We start from the raw sequence: 25,169 nt of genomic DNA, 5'->3' as shown, positions 1-25,169 counted from the left end.
ATTGCTCTCATCAAAAAAGACGCGGCGCTAGACGCGCCCTATTCGCCCGGCTCATCGAGTTGCTCGACGTCCTCGCCCAACGGATCGCGCGCCACCCTCGCGAACTGATGAAGGTAATCCAGTGAACTCGTCTCCGTCAGGCGGTTCGATAAGGTCTCGATCAGGAGGTCGACATCTGAATTGAGGTCGGTTGGTTCGAGTGCGAGCTCGTCGGCCTGTTCGAAGATCGCATCGTTCAAGGTCCGCAAGTCGCTTCCGAACGCCTCCCTGACCTCCTGCCGCTTGAGAACGCCTGGCTCCGCAGGGTGCGAGGCGGCATGATCCGCAGACTGGTTGGCTTCTTGGCGTCGACGGCCGTTGCGAGCCGGAGATCCCGAATAGAGATTATCCGCAAGTCTCCGCTCGTCGATTTTCAGATCGATGGCAGGGTCGCGGTCGGGACCATGCCGGTTCGGCACGCGGTCCTGTCGACGCCTTCCTGCAGGTTCCGATGCAGGTTCTTTTCGCTGCTTCTGCTCCGCGGCGGCAGGATCATCGTCGCCACCCCCAATCTCGCGCGCCTCATCCAGGTCGAGCCGATCGCGAAGCTCATCGAGGGAGGAGATATAAACATGGCGAACACCGTCTTTGACGATGAAGCGTTCGTCGTTGGCTTGCCGAGACCGTGTGCCGGCTGCGTGGTCGCGATGGCCGATTGTCCATTCGATCGGCTCCATGCATGGCCGCGACACTGGCCCGAATTTGCGCACTTTGGCGAACATCCGCTCGCCGCCAGAATCGAGTTTCATGATCCGCATCAGCGGCATGCCGGTGACCTGCAGGATTGCCTCCTCGGGCTTCATCATCATCAGCGTGTTGACGGGAAGCAGGTCGACCGAGACCGGCACTTTGGAAATCGCTCTTTGGCGGCGTCCGTGGCGGTGGGAATAGGAAGACTGCTCGACCCATTCCGTCGTCTTGCCGGCAGCGATCGAGACCGCGGTCGCGTCCTCCTGGCTCTGGAAGTTCATGAATAGCTTGATCGTCGATGCGCCCATGAGGATCTTCTGGCCGGAACGCTGGTACAGGCGCTCGAGCTGGGCACCATCCTGGAGAATGAACACGAAGCGCACGCCGTTCTTGCGGATCAGCGGCGCGAGCGTCAGCACCGTATCGATGCGGCCGCCATTGCCGAACTCGTCGAGCATCATCAGGACCTCGTGCTCGCCGTTGCGCAACGGACCCAACTGAACAAGCTTGTCGGCCATCTGCTGGATGAACATCGAGATCAATCGCTCGTAGATCTGCATGGCGTTCCAGTCCGCCTGGATGTAGACCACCATCTTGCGCTTTCTGATGGTGTCGATCGGGATTGACGTGATCGAGGTAAGGGCTTCGACCAGCGGGTTCTGCAAGAAGTTGAGCTTGGCGACGATCTCCGCGGCAATCCCCTCCCCGAGCTTTTCGTGGCGGCCGGCGAATTTGGTCAGTTGCATACGGGTCTGGTCGGAAAGGACCGCCTCGTAGTTTTCCAGCAATTGCACGATCGCCTTGCGCTCATCGGACATGGAATTGAGGATGCGGTACAGTTCGCTGAGCGACTTGCGCGTGTCCGGGCATTCGAGCACAAACCCCAGCATCGCCGTCAGTAGGATCCGTGCACTCTCCTCCCAGAAGTCGGACGAGTCGGACCGCAGGCGTTCCGGCAACAGCATTTGCGTCAGCTTCTGCAGGTCGGTGATCCGCTGGTTCGGCTCGGTGCTGATCAGATCGAGCGGGTTATAGCCGTCGGTGAATTTCGAGCCGGGCGCCAGAAGAAAAACCTCGTAGCCCTTGTTCTTCAGGTATCCCGACGTTTCCTCGAACAGCTCGCCGCTCATATCGAGGACCATCTGCGACCCTTCAAAACTCATCATCGTCGGGATGACGAAGCCTCGCGATTTGCCTTGCCCGGGCGAGCCGATGACCATGACGTGCTGGTCGCCGTCGTTGCGCAGCAGAAGCCCTTGCTTTAGACCAAGGACGATGCCGCGCTTGTCGCGCAGACGAAAATCGGCCGCGTCCTTGAGGGTCGCCAGACGCGCCCTTCCCATGATCATCCGCTGGCGACGCTGGATCGCCGCGCCGATCGGAAATCCTACCAAAGCGCCGGCGGCGGCAAGACCGGCAAGTGCGGCGAGTACCGTCTGCCGGGAAGGCTTCTGATACGTCCCGGCCGTGTCGGTTGCGCCGAAAGGCGCCTGATACATCGCGGCCAGATGATTGCCGTAGTAGCCGGCGATCTCGGCGTGTTCGCCGGCTTTGGTAGCCACGAGATAAAAGGCCACGCCATAGATGATCACGCCGGCATAGGCAGCCGCGAAGACCAGAGCCGTATGCGTGATCAGGCTGAACATCGAACGGACATGCAGGAGGTAGAGGATCTTGCGCGAGAGAGCTCTGCCTCCCTTCAGCATCCAGAGGCTGAGCAGGAGAAACAGGAACGGCGCGGCAAGCGCGAACGCCAGCAGCGACAGTCCGACCGTATTGCGGGTGTGAATAATCGACCAGGTATAGCGGAGCGCCTCGACGAAGCGCACCTGCCCGACATAGTCGAAGTAGGAGACCGATCCGAAGGAGAAGATATAGGCGTCGTAGATCAGCGTGAAAAAAATAAGCCAAAGCATGACCGCGCAAAACAGCGCGACCGGCAAGGTAATCAGCGAGGCACGCTGCAGGACGGTCCATTTTGGGCGGTCAGTCTCCGCTGACGTGAATACGCTTGCCATCTTTGTCCACCTCATCGGCAAAGTAGATCTCGCTGACGCCGCGGCCGCCGGCGGCATCGCTCTTCTTCAACTGCACCACGATCGGGATGATCGAACGGATATATCGAATGATATCGTCGCGCTCCATGCGGACATTGCTGTTGAGCACCAGCGTCGACAGGCGGTTGAACGCATGGTGCGGCGAGTTCGCATGGATGGTCGACATCGATCCCGGATGGCCGGTGTTGATCGCGTTCAGGAAATCAAAAGCCTCGTCGCCGCGCAGCTCGCCCATGAAGATCCTGTCCGGCCTGAGCCGCAGCGCCGTGGCCAGCAAATCAGTCATGGTGACCCTGGCCTCCCCTTGGCCTCCTTTCGAAACCAGCAACGACACGACATTTTCCTGTCGCGGTTCGAGTTCCTCCGTATCCTGCATCAGGATGAAGCGTTCCTGGTTTGGAATGGAAGTCAGCATGGTGTTGAGAAACGTCGTCTTGCCGGTGGATGTCCCACCGGAAATCAACATACTGCGATGATTGACGGCCGCGAGTTCCAGGAAAGCGCGAATCTTGCCGGCGCGGAGCAGCGTTGAAAGCTCGATATCCACGTCATCGATATAGTCATCGCCAGTAACCTTCGTGAAGCGAAACGCGCCGGCCTTCTCGTAGTCGTCCAGGTCGAAGCGACGAATGAACTGCTTGCGGATCGAGAAGGCATGCCCCGTCGCCGACGTCGGGCTGAGGACGAACTGCACGCGCTCGCCGCCCGTCAGTGTCGCCGACAACAGCGGGTTCTCAGCGTTGACGGTCTGCTTGGTAAAAGACGCCGCGCGAGACGCCATGTGGCGGATCGCGTCCTGGTCCAGGCCGTCGACCTGTTGGCTAACCATGCTGAGCTGGCCGATCTTCTCGAGCCAGATCTCGTTGCTGCGCTGGCAGGAAATTTCGACAACGGCAGGATCGTCGAGAAAGGCCCGGATGGGTTCCAGCGCCTCGGCCAGAAAATGCCGTTCGGCGGAGATTGCAGGGCGTGCGTTCATTTGCCGTATCTCTGCTTGCGCAAGCTCTCGAACCGCTCACGAACCGGATCGGGATAGAGGTCTGCGAAGTCGAGGTCGCGTGTGACGAAGACGTTGATGTCGGAGCCCTGCGGGATGTGGATGGTCGGCCGGATATTGCGGCTGTCCTGGAAGGCTTCCGTGCCAAGCTGTTGAATGCCGGAAGCGATGGTCTCGGCGGCGATTTGCCGGGCGCGATCCTGTGACGTGTCGCCATTGTCCTGCGGGATGCTGGTAACACTGCCACTGTCGTTGATGATGGTGATATTCCGGTCGGGCTTCTGGCCGAGCTGGGCGATATATTGCGTGGCGCCGCCGATCAGCGTCATCAGAGCCGGCGGTCCGAACCGTTCCCAATATTTCCGGTCGACGACACCCGTCATGCCCGAGCGGCCAAGTCGGTCTGCGCCGTAGGAGCCAAGCTGCACCGAGACACCGTCACCGCGGATCATGCGGGTCCAGACGATCAGGATGCGCTCCTGCCCCCGTTCGACCCCGGACTTGTAGTCGCCGATCAGCGAGGAACCAGCTGGGATAAGAATTCGACGGCCGTCAAAGGAATAGACGTCTTCGCGGACAATCCCCTTGACCATGCCGGCGAGGTCGGAATTGATCGCTGTCTCCAGCGTTCCCCGGATCATCGTGCCCTGGGGGATCCAGGCGTCGGTGCGACGGTTCTGCGAGGCGACAGAGACTTCGACGCCTTGCCCGCCCATCGCCTTCAAGAACGCGCGGTCACTATCGGTAGCATTGCCATCCGTCGCTGCGCTCGGCTGCGCCCCCGATCCAACCCCTGATCCGAACGGTCCGGCACTCGTGCTATCGGCGGACGCTTGGGCCGCACCGGTCGTCTTATTCGATTGGTCGAAGACCATGGCTGATGAACGTACGCGCTCCAGAAGCTTTGCCTCCCGCGCGAGTTCGATGCAGCGCGGGTTGTCAGGGTTCTTGCCTCGCGTGCAATCGACTTCCGCCGGGGGTGCTACGGGAGCAGCGGCGGGGACTACAGGCGCGGGTGGTGGCGGAGCTGGCGGCGGGGGAGCCTCGGGGACTTCAACCGTTGGAAGCGGCGGAGGCGCTGGCGTCCTGAAGCCTTCACTGCGCGGCACCTGCGCGGGTCGAAACTCTTCGCGCGGCGACGTGTCGACTGCCGGCTCCCTCTCTCCGCCCGCCAGGAGGAAATACAGGACCACGCCCACGCCCACGATCGCCGCAACGACCGCGATCGGCCGCATCATGCCGATGCCAGAACGTCTGACCTGTCCGCCGATGGCGGTATCGTTGTCGATCGAGTGGTAGCTGGGATCTGACATGGCGCACCTCCTATCGTGATTGGGATTGCTGGTTGGCGGCTCCGGCTCCAATCCGCTTCGGAGCGACTGCACCTTCGATGGGCGCCGGAGTGTCGGCGGGAGACGTCCGGAGATTGAACAGACATGTCTCCTCCTCGGTCCCGTACCGGAGGGACCACTGCCGCGAGACCTTGTCGATGACGATGTAATCGGCCTCCCGACGATAGTTCACGAGGCTCTCGCGCCGCTTGGGGTCGACGATGAAGATCGCTGGGATGTCGCCGGTGAACTTCATGAAGGTCTTCACCCCATCGTCGAAGACCCATAGGGGCTTGGCGGCATCGTTGCCCTTGAAGCCATAGTCGTAATTGACCTTGTCGCGACGAATGTTCTTGATATTCGGATTACGCTCGGCATCCTGAGCCTGTTTCCAGAGGTCGGCAGTTCCTTTCAAGCCGACATCTTCCGGATAGGTGAATGTCAGCTTGAAGGTCTGGTTCTGCATCGCATTGCTGTCGTTGACGCGCAGATCGAAGGAATAGGTTCGCTTCGTGGTCACAACCGACAAATTGGTCGCCGCGTCCTTCTCCATCGGCTTCAATGTCAACGAACGCCTGTCGGCCGAGGTGAGGATCTGCCAGGAGACGGTGTCGCCCGCGACGACCTGTGTGATCTCCTCGTCAGTACCGAAGAGAATGGTCGTGACCAGCCCATAGGTGCCGGTGACGAGAAATACCTGCTCGGCGGAATACGGAAGTGACCGGACGCGTGGGTCAAGCCGGCCCGGCCGTGCCAGGAGCTCGCCATGAACGACTGCTGGGGTCATGAGCAGAACGAGGAAAAATGCGGCGGCGCATCTCTTCATGGGGCGAGCCCCGAGGGCATTGTCTCTGGTACCTTCACATATTCGGTAACGACAAAGCCGAGCGGATTGTAAAGCCGAACCCGGTTGCTGGCCGGCAGATTGATCTGGCGATAACGTACTGTTGCAGACCACCGATTGACGACGTCACCGCCACGTCGGCGCTCCCGTGTTTCGAACCGGACGGCCATGGTCGAGGCATTGAGCGGATTGACCGAGAGGATCTCCGGACGGATGTCACCGGTCGCGCCCATGGTTTTCACAGGCCCTCGTGGGTTGGACGGGTTCATCCACTCCTCGTAGTCCTTGAAAGCTTCCGAGTTCGGCTCCGACCAAAGCGCGATCATGTCGAAATTGTCCGACAGATAGCGCGGATCGTAGGTCTCCCGCCGTATGACGTAATTGCCGACGAAGGAGGCCCGAACGGCCTGCATTTCCGAGACGCTGGACCGATCTTTGTCGAGAGATGTCACGGTCTCCATGTATCCTGTGTTCTTGTCGACGATGAGAGGAACGACCTCGGTGCGGACAAGGGGGAAAAGCTGGGCAACCGAAAAAGAAAGCACGCCGGCGACGACCCAGCCGGCAACGGCGAAAGCCAACAGGATGAGAACAATCAAGGTCCTGAGCGAGCGGTTCTTTTCTCCCCAAGACAAATGCTGATCGTAGATATCCTGCGGACCGGGGACATGATCGGCCGGGGCGGCCCTCAATTGCTTTTTGAACAATGCCAAGTTTCAAACCTCGAATTCGTGGGCGTCAAAATCGTGGAAACATCTTTGTCGCCGGATCGTCACTCGCCGTTGCGGCGCCGGTTGGTCAGCATGCGGCCGAGTGCGCCGGCACCTGCCATGCCGCCGCTGCCGGCGAGCGCGGCTGCGGTTACCGCGCCTCTGGGGCCTGCCAACATGCCAAGAGCAACCGCTGCGGCCTGCCCGGCTCTCGAATTGCTGGCCGACAGGCCCCTTCGTGCCGATCCATATGCCGCGTCGACGCCACCCCCGCCCGGCACCCCGGATATGGCAGCGCCGTAAGCGAAGGTGCGGGCAAAATCAGGAACCTGAAAAATGAAGTAGGAGATCAGTGCCAGGTACAGAACCATGGCCAGCACGATCGCGAGCGCGTTCTCCTTGGTCGCCATGTCACCGTTGATGGTGTCCATCATGCCAATCAGAAACCCGAAAGACAGCCCGGCCATGATGTAGGTGAACAGAAGCATGAACATGCCGTAGGCGACGCCCCTTACCCAGGCGTCGAAGACGAAGCGCGTGATGCCGAAGAAATAGCAGAGGATGGCGATCGGCCCGATCGCTAGCATGACGGCGGTGATCATCTTGGCAAACAGCGTCACGCCTGTGAGGATCAAGAGCATCGGTAGCAGTCCGAAGACGAGGACGATAAAGACGACGACAGCGCCGGTGACGTTCGGTAGCCAGCCGGATTCGTAGGAATTGAAGAGCTGCATGGCAAAGTCGTAGACTTTGCGCGCCATCGACGCGACCTGGCTGGCAAGATCCGATCCGGCCGATTGCCCACCCATTGCCGAGGAAATCGCCGAGCCAAGATCCTGTGGCGTCGACAACACGAACTGGCCGATATTGTCGTAGAACGTCGCCCAGGACATGATCAGGGCGTATGCGAGCGCGAGCTTGAATGCCGTGACAGCCATATCCTGCAACGACACGCTGGAAAACCCGAGCGCGCCCCAGAGAAAGTACAGGATCAGGAAGATCGCCAGGATCCCAGAGACGAGATTGCCGTTTTCGGCAAACAGACCCCAGGCTCGTTCCAGCGACGCTTCGTTGATCTTGTCGAAGTAACGCAAGGCATCGCCATAGAAATTGATCGCGTAGCTGACCGGATCCATGTCGCATCCTGTAAGTGGCTTCTAGAATTGATTAACGGGTCGCATGGGACCGCAATCGTTCACGACGGCTGCCGCCAGTGCCTGTTCAGCGGGTCCAGGCTTCTGCTCCTTATCAAAGCCAAGTGCCGGCACCGGATTCTCGTCGGCGGAGCACTTCGCCAGTTGTTCCTGTTTGCCGGCGCAGCCGGAAAGCGCCACGCAGCCGAGGACAAGGACGAAGATCAGCCTCACTGTGACTGCTCCTCGAACGCCTTTAGTTGATCCCGCACGGAGACGCCTTGCTGACCGGCGCCGCCATCGCGCATGACGCTGTCGGGGAGCGTCGCGAAGGTCTTGAGGTTCTGAGACGACGTCGCGAGCGCGGCCCTGTATTGCTGGTTCAACAGCATGACCTGATTGTTGAGCGAGCCGACGGCCTCGTTGGCGGTCTGGTTGCCCTGCAGCACCATCTGGGTGTTCTGCTCCAGCGCTCCCTTCAGATCCTGCGCGGTGCCGACCTGCTGTGTCGCCTGCATGAAGGAGTTCTGTCTATCCTTAGTGGCGCTGTTCATCGCATCGGTGAGCGCCGTCATGGTCGTTAACGCGTTTATACCTTGCGAATAAGCCTGGTTGGCACCGGAGAGTTTGCCCCCTTTGACCGTGTCGGCGACCATCTTCACCAGATTTAAGCCATTGATCAGTTTGGCGGCCGTATTCTGGAATTGGCCGCTGATACCGCCAAACACAGCTTGGTTGCCGGACAAGATGCTATTGAAATCCGGCGCCTGCCCCATGCTGAAACCATTGCCGGTCGCAAGCTTGGCAAACTGGCTGGCATCCTGGGTACGATCGCCGGTAATCGCCTGCAGCGTCTTCGTCGTATTGTCCTTGACGACTGACGTGTCCTGCTGGATCTGCGACGAAAGCCGCTTGATCTCCTCGCTCAGAGATATGTTCTCTGCGTCCTTGACCGGCACCTGCGCGTAAGCCTGCGAGGCGACGATGATGCCAAGAGCCGCCGCGATAATGAATGTCTTCATGTGCCTAACCTCTCTTGCTCGTTCAGTTTGCTGTCGGTCTGGCGTCGACGACCGTCACCAGACCCAGTGCTGGATCCTGCATAACCGAGAAGGTCGCGACGTCGCCGTCGGCGCGCGCCTGTTCCTGCAGGTCCTCAAGCCAGCGCTGGATCTGTTCGGTCGTCGCCGTCGACGGCACGGCGAAGCAGCGGGTGCTGCCGGTATCGGCGATTGTCGTCGGGCATTGGATCTGCGCCATGACAAGCGAACCGTCGTGGTCCTTCGCATAGCCGCCGCCCGCCCCGCGCAGGTTCGCCGATGACGATTGCAACCCGGCCTGAAGACGCTGCAAATATTGCTGGTTCGCTTCCGTCGACTTCTCTACAAAGGCGTTCCACACATTCCCGCGCTCGATCTGTGCCTCCGTGTTGCGATCAACGGCCTTCTTCAGTTGCTCACCGCAACTGCTGCTATCGCTGACAGTTTCCGGCTCGGCTTCGGAGCCAGCTGGGGGAGTACGGTCGCCATTCTGCGCCTTGTTGCGGCTGTAATAGGCCGAAACCTTTTTGACGTAGTCCTGTGTTTCGGGAATGTCGGGGACCTGACCGTTCTGCAGAGACTGGCGATACGGCCCGGCATTGTAGCCGGCGGCGATCAGGTCATAGCGATTGCCGAACATTCCTTGCAGTTGCTTGATGTATTTGACGCCGCCACGAATGTTGTCGCGCGTGTCATAGGGATTGACACCAAGACCTGCCGCGGTTCCCGGCATTAACTGCATGACGCCGGTCGCGCCAACGGCGGAACGCGCGGATTGCCGGAAGCGCGATTCCTGTTCGGCAATCGCCATAGCAAAGTTTGGATCGACGCCCTGGCGCAGCGCCTCGTCCTCGACCATGCGAGCGACCTCCTGTTGGCTCGGGGTCCGCTTCGACGGTGCGGCGGGCGCTGTGTTTCCTGCCATACCTTCCGCCGAACAATCGGCCGGTGCGCCCGAGCCTTGGCCGGGTGCCACGCTGTCGGTTGTTCCGCCCGTGGCGCCCTTTACCCCTTGAGTGTCCGCCTCATAGCTCTTGTACCAGTTCAACGTCTCCTGCTGGATCTTCAGACGAGCGTTGTCTATGACGGGCACCTGTGCGTAGGCGGTCGGGGTCGTCACGGCGGCGAGCACCAGGAGGCTGACGGTCGCCAGCTCAGAAAGCCTTGCGGTCTTCATCGGACGCGCCTCTCTCCCAGTTGCAGAACTTCGAAAGCCAGCCTTTCGGATCGTCACCGTATTCGTCGAGCAGCAGCTCGACTTCGCGCACGGTCTCTTCCCTCCCAGAAAGCACCTTGATGAATTCCGGCATGTGGGACATGTCGACGCGCGCGATGACGCTGCTCTTGGCTTGCTTGATCAGCATGAAGCGCGAACTTGGATCGCCATTCTTGACCCAGTCAAATTCGGCCCTGGAGAGCCCGAAATGCTCCATGTAGGAGTTCTCGTCGGCCTTCGGATTGGCGAAAAAAATGTTGGTCGACGTCTGCTCGATGATCGTCCGGCTGACGCTCGATCGAACCACGTCGTCGGCGGACTGCGTGCCAAAGATCACAAGACCGTTCCGTTTACGGATGGTCTTGAAATAGTCTTTCATCGTGCGCTTGAACTCGTCGTCATCGAGCAGCTTCCAGGCTTCGTCCATCAGGTTGATGATCGGCGCCTTGCCGTCATAGATCGCGTCGAGCCGATGAAACATGTACAGAAGTGCTGCGGTGCGCACCGTGGGATCGTCAAGGATCGACGTCATGTCGAAGCCGATCATCGGCCTGGAAATGTGGAGATTGTCGTCGGCATTGTCGAAGAGCCATGCATAGGGGCCATGACGGACCCATTTATCGAGCCTCGCGATCAGGCTCCCCTCGGTTCTCTCGCTGCCGGCCAGAAGAGCACGTAGCGACGACAGACGGCGATAGGATCTGTCCTTCGTCTTCAGGACCGACTTGATGGCGTTGCGAATAATCGCCTCTTCCTGCGGCGTCAGGTTCTCGCCTTCCTTCGAGGGCTTCAACATGAAGCTCAGAAGGCCGTAGAGGAAAACCCGGTTCTCTTCGGTGTCATCGAGAAGGAGCGGATTCCAGCCGGACGGTTCTCCGGGCTCCAGCGCCATGTAGGTGCCACCTGCAGCGCGTACCATGATGTCGAGGCCGCGGTCCTTGTCGAAGACGATCGTCTTCAGGCGCGGGTTGACCCTGTAGGCTTGCAGGATCAGAAAAGCCATGATCACGGTCTTGCCCGATCCGGTCGGGCCGAAGACGGTGGTGTGCCCGACATCACCCTGATGGAAATTGAAGAAGAAGGGTGTGCCAGACGTCGTCTCGAAAATGGTGATCGCCGGCCCCCAATGGTTACCGTCGGGCTTGCCATAGGGATAGGCATGGAAGCTGCTTAAACCCGCGCAGTTAAGGGTCGAGATTAAGGCTCGGCGGGCAATGTACGCCTGGTTGCCGGGAAGCTGCGCCCAATAGGCCGGCTCTGCATTCAGGTCTTCGCGAACGTAGGAGGCCCCGAGCGCTCCCAATTCATTGCCGATGAGCGCTACCGCGTCGTCCAGCTGGGCCAGCGACTTGGCGACGGGCATGACGGTGAGATGGTGCTCGGTGAAGGCGACGCGCTTGCGAGCCAGTTCGTCACGGGCAATGTCGAGATTGGCCTGGACGCTGGAACCACCCTCGTCGGCTTTCGACATCTGCCGGTCGATCCTCTCGATCCGGCTGCGCGCCGCCATGTCGTCGATGAATGACATCGACTGGGTCAGCACGATCTCGAATGGCAGCTTGAGAACATAGTCGAGCATACCGGCCCCGGTTTCGGGCGGGTACTCCTTCAGCGATACCATCGCGGCATATCGATCATCGTCCTGCGTATCGCCCTGCAAATGGATGACCCGGTTGCCGATCGACGTTCGACGTGCGGGAAGCATTTGGTCGATCGGGATATTGCCAAGCCGGATCGGCCGGACGCGCCCGCCGTTCAGGAGTGTGTAGAAGAATTCACACTGTTCCGAGAACCAGATCTTCCGCATGCCCTCCTCGACCACCATGTCCTCGGAGATGTCGCGATAGATCTTCCTTCCGTTCCCAAGCTCGGCTTCGACGCGTTGGATATCGCGCAGAACCTTTGGACCATAAACAGCAAGGGACTTCTCAAGTGCGCGCGTCGCCTCGACCAATTTATCGCGCATCGCCCGAAACTGTTCCTTGCGTACCACATTGCCGCCAACGCCCATGATCCGGGACAGCGCCGATCCCTTCTTGAACAATGGCCGGACGACCAGCGACACGTAGGTGTCGTTGACGAACATTTCGTTCTTGGAGATGCTCGATTGATAGACGTCGTCGAGGCGCCGCATGAAGGAGTCGGAAAAGCCGGACGGCAGCGATGGCGCCACCTTGCGCCTGATGACATGGGTGTAGAGCGCGAAATTGCCGATGGACGAAATTGCCCGAAACGCCGAGTTGCGTTGGCGCTGCAGCATGTTGATCGTCTCGATATCAGCTGTCTCGAATGAGAAGCCCGTCAACTTAATGGTCGAGACCAAACAATCGTTCTTGAGCCGGATTATGCCGTTTTCGATCGGCACATAGAACGGAACATGGGTCGAGATACTGCGGTCGGCAAATATCTCCCATCCCTTCGACAATGTTCCTTTCAGCGATCTTGCCATCGTGCTCATGGGTCAAGCTCCGTAGGTTCGGATGCCGCCGCCGAGCCGACGGCCGAGCGGGTTGATGCCGCACAGGCTGAGCCTCCCGACGATGTCGAAGAACCAGAGGTCGAGCTTGACTGTGAGCACATAGAGGATGGTGTGCAGGATGACGAAGGAAACCGGAAACCAGAGGATCGAGCCCAAGATCATGAACACCATCAGCGAGACAAAGCATTCCGCTAGAAAATAGGTGTAGGGTATGCCCATCACGGTCGGCGGCCGAGTGAGCGCGAGTATGACGGGGTGGCACTCGATATAATCGTCGCCAGCGTCGTCAGTGCTTGGAGACCCCGCCATGATCAGGATCCGCCGCCAGCCAGGAAGTCAACGAGTTCGGCAGCGGCAAACATGCCAGCAAGGCTTCCACCGACACGAAGCAGCGCTCCCCAGGACCAGTATCCGAAGGCCGCCGCCAGAAACATTCCGATGAAGGCGATCGCCCCGACCGAGCGGCCGAACGGTCCGGTAAAGAATTGTACTAGCCGATCGGCGGCGTTCTGCAACGCATCGAGATTTTGCGCAGCGGCTGGCTCAAATTGACTGATGAGGAGGATCAGGCTGGCGGTGACGATGATTGCAGCATTGCCGAGCCACTTCTGTCTCATCAACGAGTACCAGACCGCGCGCCCGTAGACGACGAGGACCTGGACTGCAAATTCGGAACGATTCATGGGTGCACCTCTTCCTTGACGATTTTAACCGGGCTGCCGAATGGGATCTCAGCAGCCTCCTCTTGGCTCCGGCTTGCCGCCACGGGCGTGCCGGAAATGGAAAAGACAAGCATTGGGGATCTAGCCCGATCAGCGCGACCTATAGGACGACCAGGGGCCGGAGCGGCCGGAGTTGCGTTGCCAGTGCTTGAAGCTGATGAAGGTGACGATGCACCCGTGTAGTAGCCAACGACCCGCGTCACATAGTCGGCCGTCTCCTCAATCAGCGGCAAGGAATGACGCACATCGACGCGGGGTTCGCCGGCATTGTAGGCGGAGGCGACGAGAACCGGATTGCGATATTTATCGATGAGGAGGCGCAGGAAGCGGGTGCCGGCACGGATATTCTGCTCGGGATCCGTAAGGTCGGCAGCGCCGAAAGCCTTCCCGATCTTCGGCATGACCTGCATCAGGCCGATGGCGCCAGTGGCACTGACCAGTTCGGGATCGAAATCGCCATTCTCGGCGCGCATGATTGACAGCACCCAGTTCGGATCGACGCCCTCTTCGACGGAGATCTTTATGGCGAGCGCGGTATACTCCTGGGGCATTTGGGCGATGAGGTCAGGTCGCGCTCCGGCCGTCGCGCTGCTCTTGTGAGGCTCGCCTGCCTGGTTGACGGCTGCGCTCACCGGCTGATCATCAGCGGAAAAAACGCCGATCAACGAATAAACGCCTGGTTTGGCTCCGGCACCTCCGCTCAAGGCCGTGCCTTGCACGTCAAGGCTGCTTTCCATCGTGTCGACCACATTTGTCCCCAGTGGAGACAGGCTGGCCGTCATCTTATCGGCAGTGTCGGGTTCACCGATCCGCTGTGAGAAATTGGTCCAATCGATTGCCGGCGACGAGGCCGCGCTCTCCGTGGTCGTCACGGCCACGGCAGCCAAACTCGGATGGGTTGCCGCGAAGCCTGATCTGAAGTTGTCAACAGAGCGCAGCCGATCGCCCCGCTGAGGCGGTTGCGCGGCTACGATAAACTGACCGCCCTTCCCGGTACTGGCGGTGAAAGAGGTCAGGAGAAGAACAGATGTAATTGCAGGCCAAAAAACGTGTCGCGACCATTCGGTTTGCGGTCTCTGGAGGGGAGAAAGCGGGCTGAGAAACATGGTCAAACCAGTTCATGAATTATACTGCGGTATAATAGGTTGAACTGTATCCCGGCCTGGAAATCAACCGAAAAATTGCACTTGAGTATAATTCGCAGAAAGATTCACGCTTTGCGCCCAAACATTCACAATAGACTTCAATCCCTTAGGCGCGACCACGGGTCAGGCGTCCACCGGTATTCAAATTGTTCCCGATCGCCCAGAATTCGCGCGAGGCGAACCGCCGTTCCGCCCTTGATCAACACGGAGCCGGCATCATTCCCCGATCGAGCTCTATAGATTCGGCACACGAAATTCGGCAACTGCCGCTGGACTCTCGGAGCGGGCCAGCACGACGATACCTGATACCGAACATCGTCACGATCGGTCGCCAGGGCTAGCGCGACCTCTTGCACCGGGCCAAGGCGATGCCGCCCGAACTTCGTGCCATATTCCAGCTGGCACTCGACATTGCTTCGATAGTCTCGGCAGGCTGTGAGGCTCAGATACGCAAATGGTGGTGGTGGCGACGGCCGCGCTGGTGGCGGTAATTGCGCGCATCCCGAAAGAACGAGCGGAATGGCGAGAAGTCGCGATAGTGCTCTAGAGATCTGCATGATCCGCCTCCTGATGTTCCTGCTGATACCCGGCATCGCCGAGCGCTTTGAGAAAGAGATCGCGGGCAAGCGCGCAGTATGGTGACGACGCCTGCGCGAGATGAAGCTGTGTCAGCACCAATCCAAGATCGGAGACGGTTGCCACCACACTGGCCAAATCGTCGTTGACGGCGTCGCGAAGCACCTCGCGACCGTCACGCCCCCTGACAAGAACGGCGTAGTCGTTGCGCGCGATGCTATGCCACAATTCGAGTGTACCGGTATCGCCACCTGGGCTCTCCGTGTCGCAGACGAGCACAACCGCGTAGTCGGGATACGGGAAGTTGGTTTCCTCGATCGATGTGCCGCCGTGAAACTCCGTCAGGATCGCCTTCGAGGAGTAGATCAGCAGCCGTTCATTCACCCGCAGCCGCCTCCGCCCCAAACGGACGAAATCATTCATCACTGAAGACCGGATCGCGGGCGGTGCGAGACCCTCGGTGCAATGCTCACAAATCGGCACCAAGCAATCGTTTCTGAAAGCGAACATGCTATGAAAGCGGTTGACGACGAAGCGCTCAATATTTTGAGTTCGACCGCTCAGCGTTTCGACGAATGCAAACCCGTCCAGCGAAGCCGGGGGCCTCGTCAGGATATCGTTTTCGGCGGAGTCGGCGGGATCTCCGATTAAGCTCGACGGCCCCACGACGATGCCGGCCGATCGCGTTTGCGCGCCGCAGTTCGGGCAGTCGACGCAAATCGGGACCTTGTACCATTCCTTGGTCAGAAGAGATCGGCTGTGTGTCATCGAAAACATGCGTTCATCAAACGGGGGATGGCAGCTGGAACAGCCGGGCAGAGGGCGAAAACTGGCTTCGCGTGAACTTATACTTCAGTGTAATTATTTGCAACCGGTAGAGGTTTCACAAGCCTGAACCCTGACGCCTTGCTTGAATGCGTCTTGCAGTAAACTCGCCTTCAGAACTCGTGGAAGGTGCGTTTGTTGGTGGGACCTGGGTACATTTCATCGACCGATGCCAATTGCCTAAAAACCCATCCGGCAGATCGGCGATTCCCCTATTCGCTCATTCGCACAATCACCTATTCGCTGAGTCTCGCATGCACTCAGTCGCCGAACCGCGCATTCAGTCATACGCCCGATCGCTCATGCCCCGATTTACCCAATCACCTAATAGGTCATTCGGTGGATCGGCGTGGCACCTAGTCGCCGATTTGCGCAGACGCCTATTCGCCGCTTCACATGTGGGCCGATTCACCGAGTGGCTTATTCTCTCAAAGACCGACGCGCTGAGACTCCTATTCACCGACTTGCCGATCTACCCAACCAAACAATTGTTCATTCGGCGGATCGACATTTCGCCAATTCGCTCATTCGCGCATTCACCTATTCGCTGAAAACCTGCTGTTCTCGATCGCATCCGGCGGTCGATGACCCAAGTGGTCGCCTGCCCCACCTTGCCCGAGGGCCCGCCGCCTTTTCGTTGTACCGTCTCGTCTCTGGATCGACGGGAAATGGACGATGCCTCCGTCGCCGGCTCGCCCTAGCGACAATCGCCCCTCGGGCGAAACGGCTATTGGTATACCAATAGCCTATCCTGCCATCCACCACCAAAGCCGCTGCCCACCGTGCCCGACGCGCCCATGCTGTTGCGAGTCGTCAGACGAAGCAACAGCCATCTCAGTCGCAAGACTGTGATCCGCGCGGGAGGAACAGCAGGGTGGGCAGCGGCTTTGGTGGTGGATGCAGAAGCGAGCCGTCGTCTTGAGGGGTCGAGGTGTCCGTGACCGAAGGGAACGAGCATCGATGACTTCCGAACGACGAGACGGCGAGCGCACCGCAGGTGAGGACGAACATCTGGAGCGGATGCCCGAAGGATGAGGGTGCAGCGCAAGGTGTTCGTCCTTACCGTCTTGTTTGAGGAAGTCGCGGCAGCGTCCGCCTACCGGCCCGAAAGGCCGGGTCTCGACCCGCGCCGCAGGGAGAGGGGAGCTTGAGGGGAGAGGCGGCAAGTCTCTCCCCTCAAGACCGCGCGCAGGCTCGATGCCGGCCAGCGGTCAAAGAACCGAGAGAGGGACGAGAGGCGGACGCGCCGCCTCTCGTCGGACGTTCAGTCGCTGTACGGTTTACCGGCCTCTTCCAGTTCGCGGATCACGGCCTCGACCGGCCACTGGCCAAAATGTGTCCGACGCAGGGCGACGAGGATATCGACGGCGGTCTCGTTCGCCTCAATGGCGCAGATGGCAGCGTCCATAGCATTCCATGGACCGAGGTTCTCGACAGGGATGACATCGCCATCCTCGTCATAGCCGCCGGCGATGTACATTGGTGCACGCTTTACCCGGAGCAGCGCGCGTTCCGCCGCGTGGATGAGACAGAAACCTTCCGTACGCTGCCGCCAGTATTCCAGGCTGCCACCGTCGATGTATTTGATCTTTCGCTCTGTCATGAAATGTCTCCTTTCGTCCTCTGACGGAAGGAGGCCGCAACGTAGCCGCGAGGAGTCAGGGATCGCGGAACGCGACCGCCGGTGGCGGCAAGCGGGAGCCGATTTCCTGGGGACGCCCAAAAGGGCGGGCGCCTGGAAAATGGAAGGCCGCGCAGTCCTTGACGCCGGAGTCGCGGGTGCACAATGGGAGGTCAGAGAAGAAGAGCCCACCGCGCCGCCAGGCGCCGTGTCCGTGTCCGGCGGTGAGCCGGCCCTATCGGCGAACACCGCTTGCATCGGCCGCAGGCGGCTCGCCCGGGTATAATGCAACTCACCCCCGACGACCCATCACCGGCGTGAATCAATGAACACCGACCGATTCAAATATCTCGTTGGACGCGGAGTCTGCCTTGTCTGATTCTGCCTGTCATGATCGCGCAGCCCTACCAGCTCTATGTCGAACGCACGGACGTCAGGAAGAACATGGCGCGCTTTTATGCGATGTCGGTCGAGCCCAACCTGTTCGGCGAAGCCTGTCTGATCCGCCGATGGGGCCGCATCGGCGCCAGCGGCCAAAGACTGGTACATCATTTTGAGAGGGAGGAGGAAGCGGTCGGGCTCTTCCTCCAACTCCTGTGGCAGAAGCGGAAGCGCGGCTACGGCCCGAGATCGCATCTCTCGCGAGAGACGACTGCCTGACCGATGGCGGAAGGAGGCCGAGCAAGGCGAACCTTCGAGCCTGAGGCGGCGGCGACCCGGCGCGTTAGGCCAGGCGAGATGGCAAAAGCCACCCTCAGAAGGGTGGCTCGGCGTCGATTGCGCCCTCCTGCTCTGCGGTGATCACAGCAAGCTCGGCGCTGGCCAGCTCTAGTTCGGTTTCGATCGAGCGGCGCTCCACCGGGTCGATTGCTTCGCGCAATTCGAGGCGAAGCTCTTCAATGTGTTGTTCCAGCAACATCGTCGTCATCTCCTTGACGTTTGTGAAAGACGACGCGCGCGGTCATGGGGGCGTGGCGGGGTCAGGGATCGCGGAACGCGACCGCCAGCGGCGGCGAGTGGGGGTGCCGATTTTGTCGGAGCGTAGGGAACCGGAGCGGAGTCAAAATTGGGGGAACCGCTCGTCCTTGAGGCCGTCATGCACCCATGGCACCCTCGGACGGACTGAGCAGATATTCCTCTCCGTATCGCACCCGAAATCGAAGGCGGGCTCGATGCCCGCTCTTCGGTTAACTGACATGTGACCTGAATAGCTGTGGAGATCCCGGGCTTTCCGCTCCATTTGCCGCAGCGCGTCGATGACAGCCGACGACGGCGGTGGCAGGGATTTCGTATCGATCACGATGCGGAGACGAAAATGACCACCACTAACGAAATTGCCGACAAGCTCGCAACCGAGCACGGGCTGACCAAGGTTCAGGGAAAGGCCGTGGTTGAGGCAGTCATTGCTGCCATCACCGAAGCGGCGATTGCCGGCAACGAGACCAGCCTCCCCGGCTTCGGCAAATTCAAGGTGAAGGATACGCCGGAACGCGAAGCGCGTAATCCGGCGACCGGCGCGACCATCAAGGTCGCCGCCGCCAAAAAGCTGGCGTTTACGCCAGCCAAGGCGCTGAAGGATGCGCTTAACAAGTAACATGGGAAAAGCCCCGCTCGGATCGAGCGGGGCTTTGTTGCCCGTTCAGCGGCGGGTATTGCGTGACCAGATAAGCTGCAGGCCTTCCTGGCCCTGGACTTCGGTGAGCGTCGCGTAGATCGGCGCCGGAAAGCTCGGATCGTCGAGCTTGACCGAGATGTAGTCGCGCTCGGTTTCGCGGGCCTGCTTCTGCCAGCCTGCGCCGAACTCGACATTGCCGGCCAGGACCCGGAAGTCGGGAGCGTCTTCTGAGCTGCGCTCGACCCGGACGATCTTGGCCTTGACGTTGAGGTTGAGGGTCTTGATGGTGCCGGAGAAGCCGTTTTCCGAAGCGGTGAAAGAGCCGATGGTTGCCATTGTCGTATTCCTTTTTAGTTGCTCGGGCCGCGCCCATCGCGGCCTCGATGGCTGTCGATCAGACCGGGGGCGATCGGCCCGCACCTGAAAAGGCCGAAACGAAGTGGAGGACGGCCATGGGCCGAGGCTTTCTTGTTTCGCGAGGAATGGACGCGTAGCGGCCAGGGGAAGAAAACGAGCCGGCCGTTGCGGATGCCGATCGAGCCGAACAGCGTGAGGCGGCCTTCGGTCAGACATGCCCCATCGAGACCGCGGTGGGTGTGCCTTGCGCGTGATGAAGGAAGGCAATGGCGAATAAGGGCGTCACACCAGCAGCGACAATATTACCCCGGCGTTGGTCCCCGCCAGCCTCGAGTCAAGGCTGTCACCGTCACGAGCGCGCGACGCCCGCGAGTTTTCGGGCCGCAGCCGCCTGTTTGACGGTGCTGGCGATGGTCTTGAGAAAGGCAGGGCTGAAGGTGCCAATCGGCGTGGTCGTCTCGAAGTCGAATGCCTTGTCGAGCTCTACCCGATTATATTCGTCGAGAATGATCCAGCAGGGGAAATCCAGCCCGGCTCGACGACACTCCATCTGACTGATGGCAAGCGACACCCGCTCAGTTCCGGGCAATTGAGACGTGATCGGAAAGAGAAACACAACGCCTGGCACGGCGAGCGTGCGAACGACAACACATGTGGGCCTCGCCTTGCGACCCGACTCTTCACCTTGCGCCGCCTCACGGCTCCACAGATAAAAAAACCGGACGATCTGCCCAGGCTCAAGCATTGTCAGTCCCGATGATATCGTCTAGGCCGGTCATCAATTCCTGATGAATGTCTTCCGGCGCGTCGAGCAATCCATAGGCTTGCGTGTGCGAACGGCCGATGAGCTTTCGGTATTGCTCGGCGGTCAGGATGACCAGCTTGTCTTTGCCCCGCTTGGTCAGGCTCACTGGTTCGACGAGGGCCGCCTCGAGGATTTCGCCTGAAGCGCGATTCATGTCTGAAAAGGTAAACTGCTTCATCGCAAAGCCTCCATCGTGAGTTACCTATAATACGTATTCTATGCGATTCATGCAATCTGAATCGGCGGTGGCGTTCAGATCGTCAAGTGCAGGGACGAGCGCCAGATGCCCGTCCCTGCGAGGGCTGATTTATGTCAGCCAAGGCAGATCCTGCATGGCCTGGATCGGAAGCTGTAGGTCCTGTTCCGCGCCCCTAAGCCAACGGGCATGGATGGCAATTCCCGTCTGCCGAACAATGTCCCTCATAACAGGCGCTAAGGAGCCAAGTTCTTCGTCGGTCAACGGAACCAGCTCGGGATAATCGATATCGACGCCTGTGTCATCTACGGCCAAGGCGCTGATCCAGGGGCCTCCATCGAGGCGATATTCGTGTGTGTCGTAGTCGATGTCGATCTCATCCAAGAGGTTGATGGTGAACCGCTCGAAAATCTCGGTCTCGCCCTCCAGTTGGAAAGCGGCAAATTCGTCACCGGCGAGAAGTTTCCGCTCCAAGTCGATAATGATGCGAACCCGATCGATGGCTGCGTCGAGCCCGTCAATCAGGCGATCATGAAGCTCTTGAAAGAAATCGCTATCGCAACCGAGGCGATTTGCAAGGACGATGAGCCGGAAGCCGGCGAGTTCGGTATACAGCATCAGGCTAGCGTTTGATGTCATGATGTGATCTCCTTCATCTTGATGACGGAGATCGGCCACTCTGTTGCAAAGAGGGGTCAAGGACCGCGCACGCGGCTTGCAAGCGGGGGAACCGATTTTGTCGCTTGCGGCAAAATTGGGGGAGACCGCGCCGTCCTTGACGCCGGATTTGCTGGAGTAGAATAGGACGTTAGAGAGAGAAGAGACACGCGGCCCCAAAGGGGACGCGACTGTTTCCGACGCAGTCGGCATGTGTCTTGAAATGACGACTAGGCTGCATCTTGTCGTGACTCGCCTTGCAGATCGTGAAGAAAGGCCACGGCCCGCTGTGCCTGAGCTGCGGCTTGGACGATGCAGCGCTTGTCATTCTTCAGTACCGAGAGCCAAGATGCGAGATAGCTCGCATGGTCCGCTCGCGGCTCCAGTTCCGGCACGATCCCAAGGTCGGCGGCGAGAAAGACGGCACCGAGTTCGGCGATCAGCTCTTCGCGCGCGCTCCGTGCGGTCTTTCGTATATCGCGACAGATCACGATTGAGCCGGTGAGTGGCACCGACCCAATGCACACTTTCGTGCGCGAGCGTTGCATAGTAGCTCTCAACGTCCCGGAATGTCTCGATTGGCGGCATCTGGATGATATCCAGGCCTGGCGAATAGAAGGCTTTGTCGCCGCCGTGCCGGATGACAGCCCCGGTCGCAGCAAAGAAGGCATCCGCGCGCGCGATCCTGTCGACCGGTCGCCCAATGATATCTTGGCGCGCATGCGCATAAACGTCGCCAAGGCCGTCGATCTGTTCGACGTTGAAAACCGTGTATGCTTTCAGGAAGGGGATATCGCGCTCGATCTCGTTTCCCGCGCCATCGGTCTCGGTCTTGCTGATCCGGTTGGCATAGACCACCATCGAGCCGGTCTCCCCCTTTCTGACGCATGCTCCGAGCTCCTGCGCCTGACGAAATGTCATCCATGTCGACGAGGCATAGCCGCGGGCCATGGCTTCAGACCAGAGAAGCAGCACATTGATGCCCGAATAGGGTTCGCCGTTGTGGCGTAGTGGCCGCGACACGCGACCGGCAAGATGCTTGTTCTTCCAGGGCTGCACCCACGGCCGCACGCCCTCATTCAACGCGGCGATGATCTTGTCCGTGATGCGCGCATAGACGTCCACCCGCTGTTCATTGGTCCCTTTATCCTTCTTCATCGTCCTGTCCTCACCTTTGCAAACCGCGCCTATCGCGATTCGTCACGGCGGTCGGTGAAGCGGCAGCCGGAGGCGGCGCACCCGTTGAAATACGAGATTGACTGTCGGGACCTTGGCGGACGGGCCGAAACGAAGTGGAGGACGGCTTGGCCGTTGCGACCGTTGATCACCGGCGACGCTAGACCGCTCACCGGGACGAACCGTGATTGGCGCGCCTGGCTTTCAAACCGAGAAGAGTCGGCGCAAAAAAAGCGTCGGCTCTTCTCGGACGAAGAAGGGGCTTGCGCCCCTTCGGCTCAATCGAAGGCCGACATTTGCAGCGACGCGGCCTTCTGATCGATCGACGGCGCCGTGACCGTGGAACCGGCGCGTTCATAGGGCTTCCAGGTTTCGCCGGTGATGTCTTCGTAGGCAGAGACGGCACCTTCGGCCGCCATGCGGAGCACGTGCGCCTGCAAGCCCATGTCGGCGGCAAATTCGCGCTTGCGCTGCGCCCGGCTGTCGAAACCGACCGGGCCGTCGAGGTCTTCGTTGCGATCGTCATTGGAGAGCTTGGTGGTGAGGTCCCGCGCCTCGGTGACCGCGCGGCTGTAGAATTGCCCGGCGCCGTAGGCCGAGCCGACGAAAGAGCCGACGATGCGCTGCATGTGGATCTGCATGGCCTTTTCGGCGAGGCCCTCTTTTAGCGCGTCGGCGCTGTCGATGAGTTGGCTGCGATGAAGCTCGCGGATGCCATCGCTGTCGACGATGGCAAGGCCGAAGCTTTCGCAGATGCGGCTCGCCTGGGAAGCGTCCGGGCACGCAAGGCGGACCATTTCGAGGGTGGTGGGGCGTTGTGCGGCGGGGCGGGCCTTGGAAGAGCGGTTGAGCGATGTCATGATCGACGTCCTTGTGTGTGGTTGAGCGAAGCCCGGGGCTGCCATTTTCCGGCCTGTCCCTCGGGTGCGGTCGACACGAACCGGGCAAGCGGCCTGGCCCAAGGTCAGGTCGATGCGCTCGAGCGGGGTGGGGTTGCGGAGGATGCGGGCCGCGCAGCGGTCTGCAGCGAACGCGGCCACGCATTGCGAAGCGCGCCTCGATCCTGCCGCCACGCGGCGCGGAACGCGGCCTTTGACCAGGTTGCGACCGGTTCAGACCGCAGCAAACCCGAGGACTGAGCCGGAAGCTGCTCGACGTCTTTGCCGACACCGGATGGCATCGCTCATGGCCGCCGCGGCGCGCCACCGCCCCGGCGAACAATCGGCAGACGATCGGTCGCCGATGGTTTCTCGACACATAGATCGAGATCTCACTGCGGTTCGGCCGACTCGTCGTGCACAAGGCGCTCGATGGTCCAGGCAATCGCCGCCGCAACGCTTGAAGATCTGCGAAAGACAAACCGGCCCTGCACCACCATGGTCCTGACGCGACGGTTGCGACGATCATCGGCTCGCCTCTGCGCCGGCCTCGGGCGTTGACCAGTCCGGTTGGACCGACCGGCCCTTGCGGTTCGCCGCGGCATCTCACGCCTCGGTCCAGCCGGCGAAACTCGACGGTCCGGCGTACCGCCGGTCACGGGCCTCGTCGATGACGAAGCCGAACGCGCCGATGTCGTAGATCGCCTCATCAACCAGGTAGCGCCGTTGGTCTTCCGCCGGTGCGCGGCCACCGGTCTCTCGCCTGCCACCGAGCGTGGCGATGCATTCGACGAAGCCTGGATGTTGCCTGGATTGGATGGCCGAAACGACCACCCATCGGTCGGCGTTGTCGCGGTCGAAGCGGCTGCGGTCCTTGCCGCGGGACTGGCCTGGTTGGAGAACCTGATCGTGCATTGCTTCCCAAGCATTCGGGTAGACATTGCGCAGTATGTCGTCAGCCGTGCGTTTCTCGAAATCGGTGAACAAATCGGGATAGGCAGTCGCCACCGCTACCCAGGCGCAATCCTCCTCGTAGAATCCGTCCTGGACCCGTAAACTCGATGGAATGAGCCTGTTGCGGTCCGCCGAAAGCGCAAAGCCGCCATGGCTTGCGGTGCTATGGGCAATGATGCCGACGGCGTAAAGGACGGCGTGCTGCGATTGGCCCCAGGGGGTCGAAGTCCGAACGGAGACTGTCCGGCGTCGGAGATCGGCCAGTTGGGCGACATGGGTCGCCCATTCCTCGACTGTGCGCCGGAACCCGACCTCGTCGACCGGATCGGTTCGCCGATCGTGAAAATCGGCGATCGTCCAATCCTCGATCGGTCGTGCAAGGCCCCAGGCCTTGACGAGGTGATGGCCGCCCTCAGACGGGACCATGGCGAAGGCCTGATCACCGACGAGAGCCGCGACGAGACCGTCGCGGGTTATTCCGTAGAGGGGAGATGTTGCGGACATTGTCTGCTCCTGTCCATGTCTGGAAATGAAAACGCCGCCGGCAAGCCGGCGGCGGAGGAGGGAAACTGGCTGGCAGATGCTACTCGGCCGCCTCGCGGAAATCGTCGGCGCCGTCAACGCCGGTGAGGTCAGAGGCCGGAACGACGTCCTCTGTCACGGGGGGTGTCTCGTCATCCTCCTCAAGGTCGGATGGGGCGGAAGAGAAGCGGCTCGCCCAGGCTCGAACCTCGGCAGCGTCTGGCGCGATCGCTGCGGCCGGTAGAACAAAGTGGTCGCCGGCAAAATGTTCGACCACGGCGGCGCGAGTGTCCTTGACCTTGATGCGATCGGGAACGCCCGCCGTTTCCGCGACAGCTTCCAGCGCGTTGCGCGACAGGCATGAGAGAAACTCCTCGCTTGCCATGTTGGGCAGGAACTGGTCAACGCCGATGGCATCGCCGGCGATGCGGGCAACCAGTCCGCTATCGGACCGGTTGCGGCGAAGCGACAGCACCTCGATCAGCACCGAGCGGGCGACCTGGCCAAGGGTATCGCGATTAAAGGAGAGCTTGCCGTTCTCATCGATCAGCCGGACCGCATGCGGGGCGCATTTCGCATGGCCG

24 protein-coding genes and 2 pseudogenes are annotated in these 25,169 nt (G+C 60.4%); 2 read left to right on the top strand and 24 right to left on the bottom strand.

The annotated features are described in order from the left end of the window. Positions 1-38 precede the first annotated feature (38 nt). The 15 genes from AB8B33_RS37250 to AB8B33_RS37180 all read right to left on the bottom strand — a co-directional run bounded on the left by AB8B33_RS37250 (position 39) and on the right by AB8B33_RS37180 (position 17,407). Positions 39-2,747 (bottom strand): type IV secretory system conjugative DNA transfer family protein, encoded by a 2,709-nt coding sequence (locus tag AB8B33_RS37250; RefSeq protein ID WP_439019344.1) that lies wholly within the window; start codon positions 2,745-2,747, stop codon positions 39-41. Beyond that, positions 2,716-3,765 (bottom strand): P-type DNA transfer ATPase VirB11, encoded by a 1,050-nt coding sequence (virB11, locus tag AB8B33_RS37245; RefSeq protein WP_049730566.1) that lies wholly within the window; start codon positions 3,763-3,765, stop codon positions 2,716-2,718. The genes AB8B33_RS37250 and virB11 overlap by 32 nt, the downstream gene beginning before the upstream one ends. Continuing rightward, positions 3,762-5,096 carry a type IV secretion system protein VirB10 gene (gene virB10, locus AB8B33_RS37240; RefSeq protein ID WP_130663728.1) on the bottom strand — a complete coding sequence of 445 codons (1,335 nt, stop codon included), beginning with the start codon at positions 5,094-5,096 and terminating at the stop codon, positions 3,762-3,764. Before virB10 ends, virB11 begins: the two co-directional genes overlap by 4 nt. A 10-nt stretch (positions 5,097-5,106) precedes the next feature. Then, on the bottom strand, positions 5,107-5,940 hold the full coding sequence (locus tag AB8B33_RS37235; RefSeq protein ID WP_130663727.1) for a TrbG/VirB9 family P-type conjugative transfer protein: 834 nt from the start codon (positions 5,938-5,940) through the stop codon (positions 5,107-5,109). Beyond that, on the bottom strand, positions 5,937-6,671 hold the full coding sequence (locus tag AB8B33_RS37230; RefSeq protein ID WP_439019343.1) for a virB8 family protein: 735 nt from the start codon (positions 6,669-6,671) through the stop codon (positions 5,937-5,939). Before AB8B33_RS37230 ends, AB8B33_RS37235 begins: the two co-directional genes overlap by 4 nt. 59 nt (positions 6,672-6,730) lie before the next feature. Continuing rightward, entirely contained in the window at positions 6,731-7,804 is a 1,074-nt protein-coding gene (locus AB8B33_RS37225; RefSeq protein WP_439019342.1) for a type IV secretion system protein, read from the bottom strand. Between the two features lie 21 nt (positions 7,805-7,825). After that, the gene (locus AB8B33_RS37220; RefSeq protein ID WP_130663724.1) at positions 7,826-8,035 is read right to left on the bottom strand and encodes a hypothetical protein; all 210 of its coding nucleotides are present in this window, start codon (positions 8,033-8,035) and stop codon (positions 7,826-7,828) included. Further along, positions 8,032-8,823, bottom strand: coding sequence for a conjugal transfer protein (locus AB8B33_RS37215; protein ID WP_130663723.1), 792 nt, complete (start codon positions 8,821-8,823; stop codon positions 8,032-8,034). Before AB8B33_RS37215 ends, AB8B33_RS37220 begins: the two co-directional genes overlap by 4 nt. Before the next feature lie 22 nt (positions 8,824-8,845). Beyond that, on the bottom strand, positions 8,846-10,018 hold the full coding sequence (locus AB8B33_RS37210) for a lytic transglycosylase domain-containing protein (RefSeq protein ID WP_130663722.1): 1,173 nt from the start codon (positions 10,016-10,018) through the stop codon (positions 8,846-8,848). Continuing rightward, positions 9,996-12,515 carry a VirB4 family type IV secretion/conjugal transfer ATPase gene (locus AB8B33_RS37205; protein ID WP_439019341.1) on the bottom strand — a complete coding sequence of 840 codons (2,520 nt, stop codon included), beginning with the start codon at positions 12,513-12,515 and terminating at the stop codon, positions 9,996-9,998. Before AB8B33_RS37205 ends, AB8B33_RS37210 begins: the two co-directional genes overlap by 23 nt. A 3-nt stretch (positions 12,516-12,518) precedes the next feature. Then, the gene (locus AB8B33_RS37200; RefSeq protein WP_164566033.1) at positions 12,519-12,845 is read right to left on the bottom strand and encodes a VirB3 family type IV secretion system protein; all 327 of its coding nucleotides are present in this window, start codon (positions 12,843-12,845) and stop codon (positions 12,519-12,521) included. Positions 12,846-12,847: 2 nt separating this feature from the next. Beyond that, positions 12,848-13,219, bottom strand: a complete 372-nt coding sequence (locus AB8B33_RS37195; protein ID WP_164566034.1) for a TrbC/VirB2 family protein — start codon at positions 13,217-13,219, stop codon at positions 12,848-12,850. Next, positions 13,216-14,364, bottom strand: a complete 1,149-nt coding sequence (locus AB8B33_RS37190) for a lytic transglycosylase domain-containing protein (RefSeq protein WP_246711349.1) — start codon at positions 14,362-14,364, stop codon at positions 13,216-13,218. The genes AB8B33_RS37195 and AB8B33_RS37190 overlap by 4 nt, the downstream gene beginning before the upstream one ends. Positions 14,365-14,946: 582 nt before the next feature. Beyond that, a complete protein-coding gene (locus tag AB8B33_RS37185) occupies positions 14,947-15,756 on the bottom strand; it encodes a hypothetical protein (RefSeq protein ID WP_439019340.1) in 810 nt (269 codons plus the stop codon). A gap of 1,312 nt (positions 15,757-17,068) precedes the next feature. Then, entirely contained in the window at positions 17,069-17,407 is a 339-nt protein-coding gene (locus AB8B33_RS37180; RefSeq protein ID WP_164565954.1) for a hypothetical protein, read from the bottom strand. Between the two features lie 408 nt (positions 17,408-17,815). On the opposite strand from AB8B33_RS37180, the gene AB8B33_RS37175 reads away from it, so the two are divergent. Beyond that, a complete protein-coding gene (locus AB8B33_RS37175) occupies positions 17,816-18,085 on the top strand; it encodes a WGR domain-containing protein (RefSeq protein WP_439019338.1) in 270 nt (89 codons plus the stop codon). A 94-nt stretch (positions 18,086-18,179) separates the two neighbouring features. On the opposite strand, the gene AB8B33_RS37170 is transcribed toward AB8B33_RS37175, so the two are convergent. Then, positions 18,180-18,344, bottom strand: a complete 165-nt coding sequence (locus AB8B33_RS37170; protein ID WP_204337986.1) for a hypothetical protein — start codon at positions 18,342-18,344, stop codon at positions 18,180-18,182. Between the two features lie 396 nt (positions 18,345-18,740). On the opposite strand from AB8B33_RS37170, the gene AB8B33_RS37165 reads away from it, so the two are divergent. Further along, positions 18,741-19,019, top strand: coding sequence for an HU family DNA-binding protein (locus tag AB8B33_RS37165; protein WP_130663715.1), 279 nt, complete (start codon positions 18,741-18,743; stop codon positions 19,017-19,019). A 45-nt stretch (positions 19,020-19,064) separates the two neighbouring features. Here the strand turns inward: AB8B33_RS37165 and AB8B33_RS37160 are convergent, their stop codons facing one another. The 8 genes and pseudogenes from AB8B33_RS37160 to AB8B33_RS37125 all read right to left on the bottom strand — a co-directional run. Continuing rightward, positions 19,065-19,376, bottom strand: a complete 312-nt coding sequence (locus tag AB8B33_RS37160) for a DUF736 domain-containing protein (protein WP_105385273.1) — start codon at positions 19,374-19,376, stop codon at positions 19,065-19,067. 370 nt (positions 19,377-19,746) lie between these two features. Further along, complete coding sequence (locus tag AB8B33_RS37155; protein ID WP_164565952.1) at positions 19,747-20,142, bottom strand: hypothetical protein; 396 nt, start codon at positions 20,140-20,142, stop codon at positions 19,747-19,749. Further along, entirely contained in the window at positions 20,135-20,380 is a 246-nt protein-coding gene (locus AB8B33_RS37150; RefSeq protein ID WP_045024377.1) for a type II toxin-antitoxin system Phd/YefM family antitoxin, read from the bottom strand. Before AB8B33_RS37150 ends, AB8B33_RS37155 begins: the two co-directional genes overlap by 8 nt. 129 nt (positions 20,381-20,509) lie before the next feature. Further along, positions 20,510-21,037 carry a hypothetical protein gene (locus AB8B33_RS37145; RefSeq protein ID WP_439019337.1) on the bottom strand — a complete coding sequence of 176 codons (528 nt, stop codon included), beginning with the start codon at positions 21,035-21,037 and terminating at the stop codon, positions 20,510-20,512. A gap of 248 nt (positions 21,038-21,285) precedes the next feature. After that, positions 21,286-22,213 (bottom strand): annotated as a pseudogene (locus tag AB8B33_RS37140) (ArdC family protein). A gap of 296 nt (positions 22,214-22,509) precedes the next feature. Next, on the bottom strand, positions 22,510-23,271 hold the full coding sequence (locus AB8B33_RS37135; protein ID WP_318035248.1) for a hypothetical protein: 762 nt from the start codon (positions 23,269-23,271) through the stop codon (positions 22,510-22,512). A 444-nt stretch (positions 23,272-23,715) separates the two neighbouring features. Beyond that, the gene (locus AB8B33_RS37130; protein ID WP_164565951.1) at positions 23,716-24,567 is read right to left on the bottom strand and encodes a DUF7007 domain-containing protein; all 852 of its coding nucleotides are present in this window, start codon (positions 24,565-24,567) and stop codon (positions 23,716-23,718) included. 79 nt (positions 24,568-24,646) lie between these two features. Continuing rightward, a pseudogene (locus tag AB8B33_RS37125) lies at positions 24,647-25,169 on the bottom strand (plasmid partitioning protein); the annotation flags it as partial.

The sequence above is a fragment of the Rhizobium sp. 768_B6_N1_8 genome, assembly GCF_051811225.1.
GTDB lineage: Bacteria > Pseudomonadota > Alphaproteobacteria > Rhizobiales > Rhizobiaceae > Rhizobium.
This window is presented reverse-complemented; position numbering and strand designations above follow the sequence as displayed.

What these genes read in the sequence shown, in the direction of transcription:
- AB8B33_RS37250 (WP_439019344.1), bottom strand. Translation starts at nt 2,747, where the DNA reads ATGGCAAGCGTATTCACGTCAGCGGAGACTGACCGCCCAAAATGGACC.
- virB11 (WP_049730566.1), bottom strand. Translation starts at nt 3,765, where the DNA reads ATGAACGCACGCCCTGCAATCTCCGCCGAACGGCATTTTCTGGCCGAG.
- virB10 (WP_130663728.1), bottom strand. Translation starts at nt 5,096, where the DNA reads ATGTCAGATCCCAGCTACCACTCGATCGACAACGATACCGCCATCGGC.
- AB8B33_RS37235 (WP_130663727.1), bottom strand. Translation starts at nt 5,940, where the DNA reads ATGAAGAGATGCGCCGCCGCATTTTTCCTCGTTCTGCTCATGACCCCA.
- AB8B33_RS37225 (WP_439019342.1), bottom strand. Translation starts at nt 7,804, where the DNA reads ATGGATCCGGTCAGCTACGCGATCAATTTCTATGGCGATGCCTTGCGT.
- AB8B33_RS37215 (WP_130663723.1), bottom strand. Translation starts at nt 8,823, where the DNA reads ATGAAGACATTCATTATCGCGGCGGCTCTTGGCATCATCGTCGCCTCG.
- AB8B33_RS37210 (WP_130663722.1), bottom strand. Translation starts at nt 10,018, where the DNA reads ATGAAGACCGCAAGGCTTTCTGAGCTGGCGACCGTCAGCCTCCTGGTG.
- AB8B33_RS37205 (WP_439019341.1), bottom strand. Translation starts at nt 12,515, where the DNA reads ATGAGCACGATGGCAAGATCGCTGAAAGGAACATTGTCGAAGGGATGG.
- AB8B33_RS37200 (WP_164566033.1), bottom strand. Translation starts at nt 12,845, where the DNA reads ATGGCGGGGTCTCCAAGCACTGACGACGCTGGCGACGATTATATCGAG.
- AB8B33_RS37195 (WP_164566034.1), bottom strand. Translation starts at nt 13,219, where the DNA reads ATGAATCGTTCCGAATTTGCAGTCCAGGTCCTCGTCGTCTACGGGCGC.
- AB8B33_RS37190 (WP_246711349.1), bottom strand. Translation starts at nt 14,364, where the DNA reads ATGTTTCTCAGCCCGCTTTCTCCCCTCCAGAGACCGCAAACCGAATGG.
- AB8B33_RS37185 (WP_439019340.1), bottom strand. Translation starts at nt 15,756, where the DNA reads ATGTTTTCGATGACACACAGCCGATCTCTTCTGACCAAGGAATGGTAC.
- AB8B33_RS37180 (WP_164565954.1), bottom strand. Translation starts at nt 17,407, where the DNA reads ATGACAGAGCGAAAGATCAAATACATCGACGGTGGCAGCCTGGAATAC.
- AB8B33_RS37175 (WP_439019338.1), top strand. Translation starts at nt 17,816, where the DNA reads ATGATCGCGCAGCCCTACCAGCTCTATGTCGAACGCACGGACGTCAGG.
- AB8B33_RS37170 (WP_204337986.1), bottom strand. Translation starts at nt 18,344, where the DNA reads ATGTTGCTGGAACAACACATTGAAGAGCTTCGCCTCGAATTGCGCGAA.
- AB8B33_RS37165 (WP_130663715.1), top strand. Translation starts at nt 18,741, where the DNA reads ATGACCACCACTAACGAAATTGCCGACAAGCTCGCAACCGAGCACGGG.
- AB8B33_RS37160 (WP_105385273.1), bottom strand. Translation starts at nt 19,376, where the DNA reads ATGGCAACCATCGGCTCTTTCACCGCTTCGGAAAACGGCTTCTCCGGC.
- AB8B33_RS37155 (WP_164565952.1), bottom strand. Translation starts at nt 20,142, where the DNA reads ATGCTTGAGCCTGGGCAGATCGTCCGGTTTTTTTATCTGTGGAGCCGT.
- AB8B33_RS37150 (WP_045024377.1), bottom strand. Translation starts at nt 20,380, where the DNA reads ATGAAGCAGTTTACCTTTTCAGACATGAATCGCGCTTCAGGCGAAATC.
- AB8B33_RS37145 (WP_439019337.1), bottom strand. Translation starts at nt 21,037, where the DNA reads ATGACATCAAACGCTAGCCTGATGCTGTATACCGAACTCGCCGGCTTC.
- AB8B33_RS37130 (WP_164565951.1), bottom strand. Translation starts at nt 24,567, where the DNA reads ATGTCCGCAACATCTCCCCTCTACGGAATAACCCGCGACGGTCTCGTC.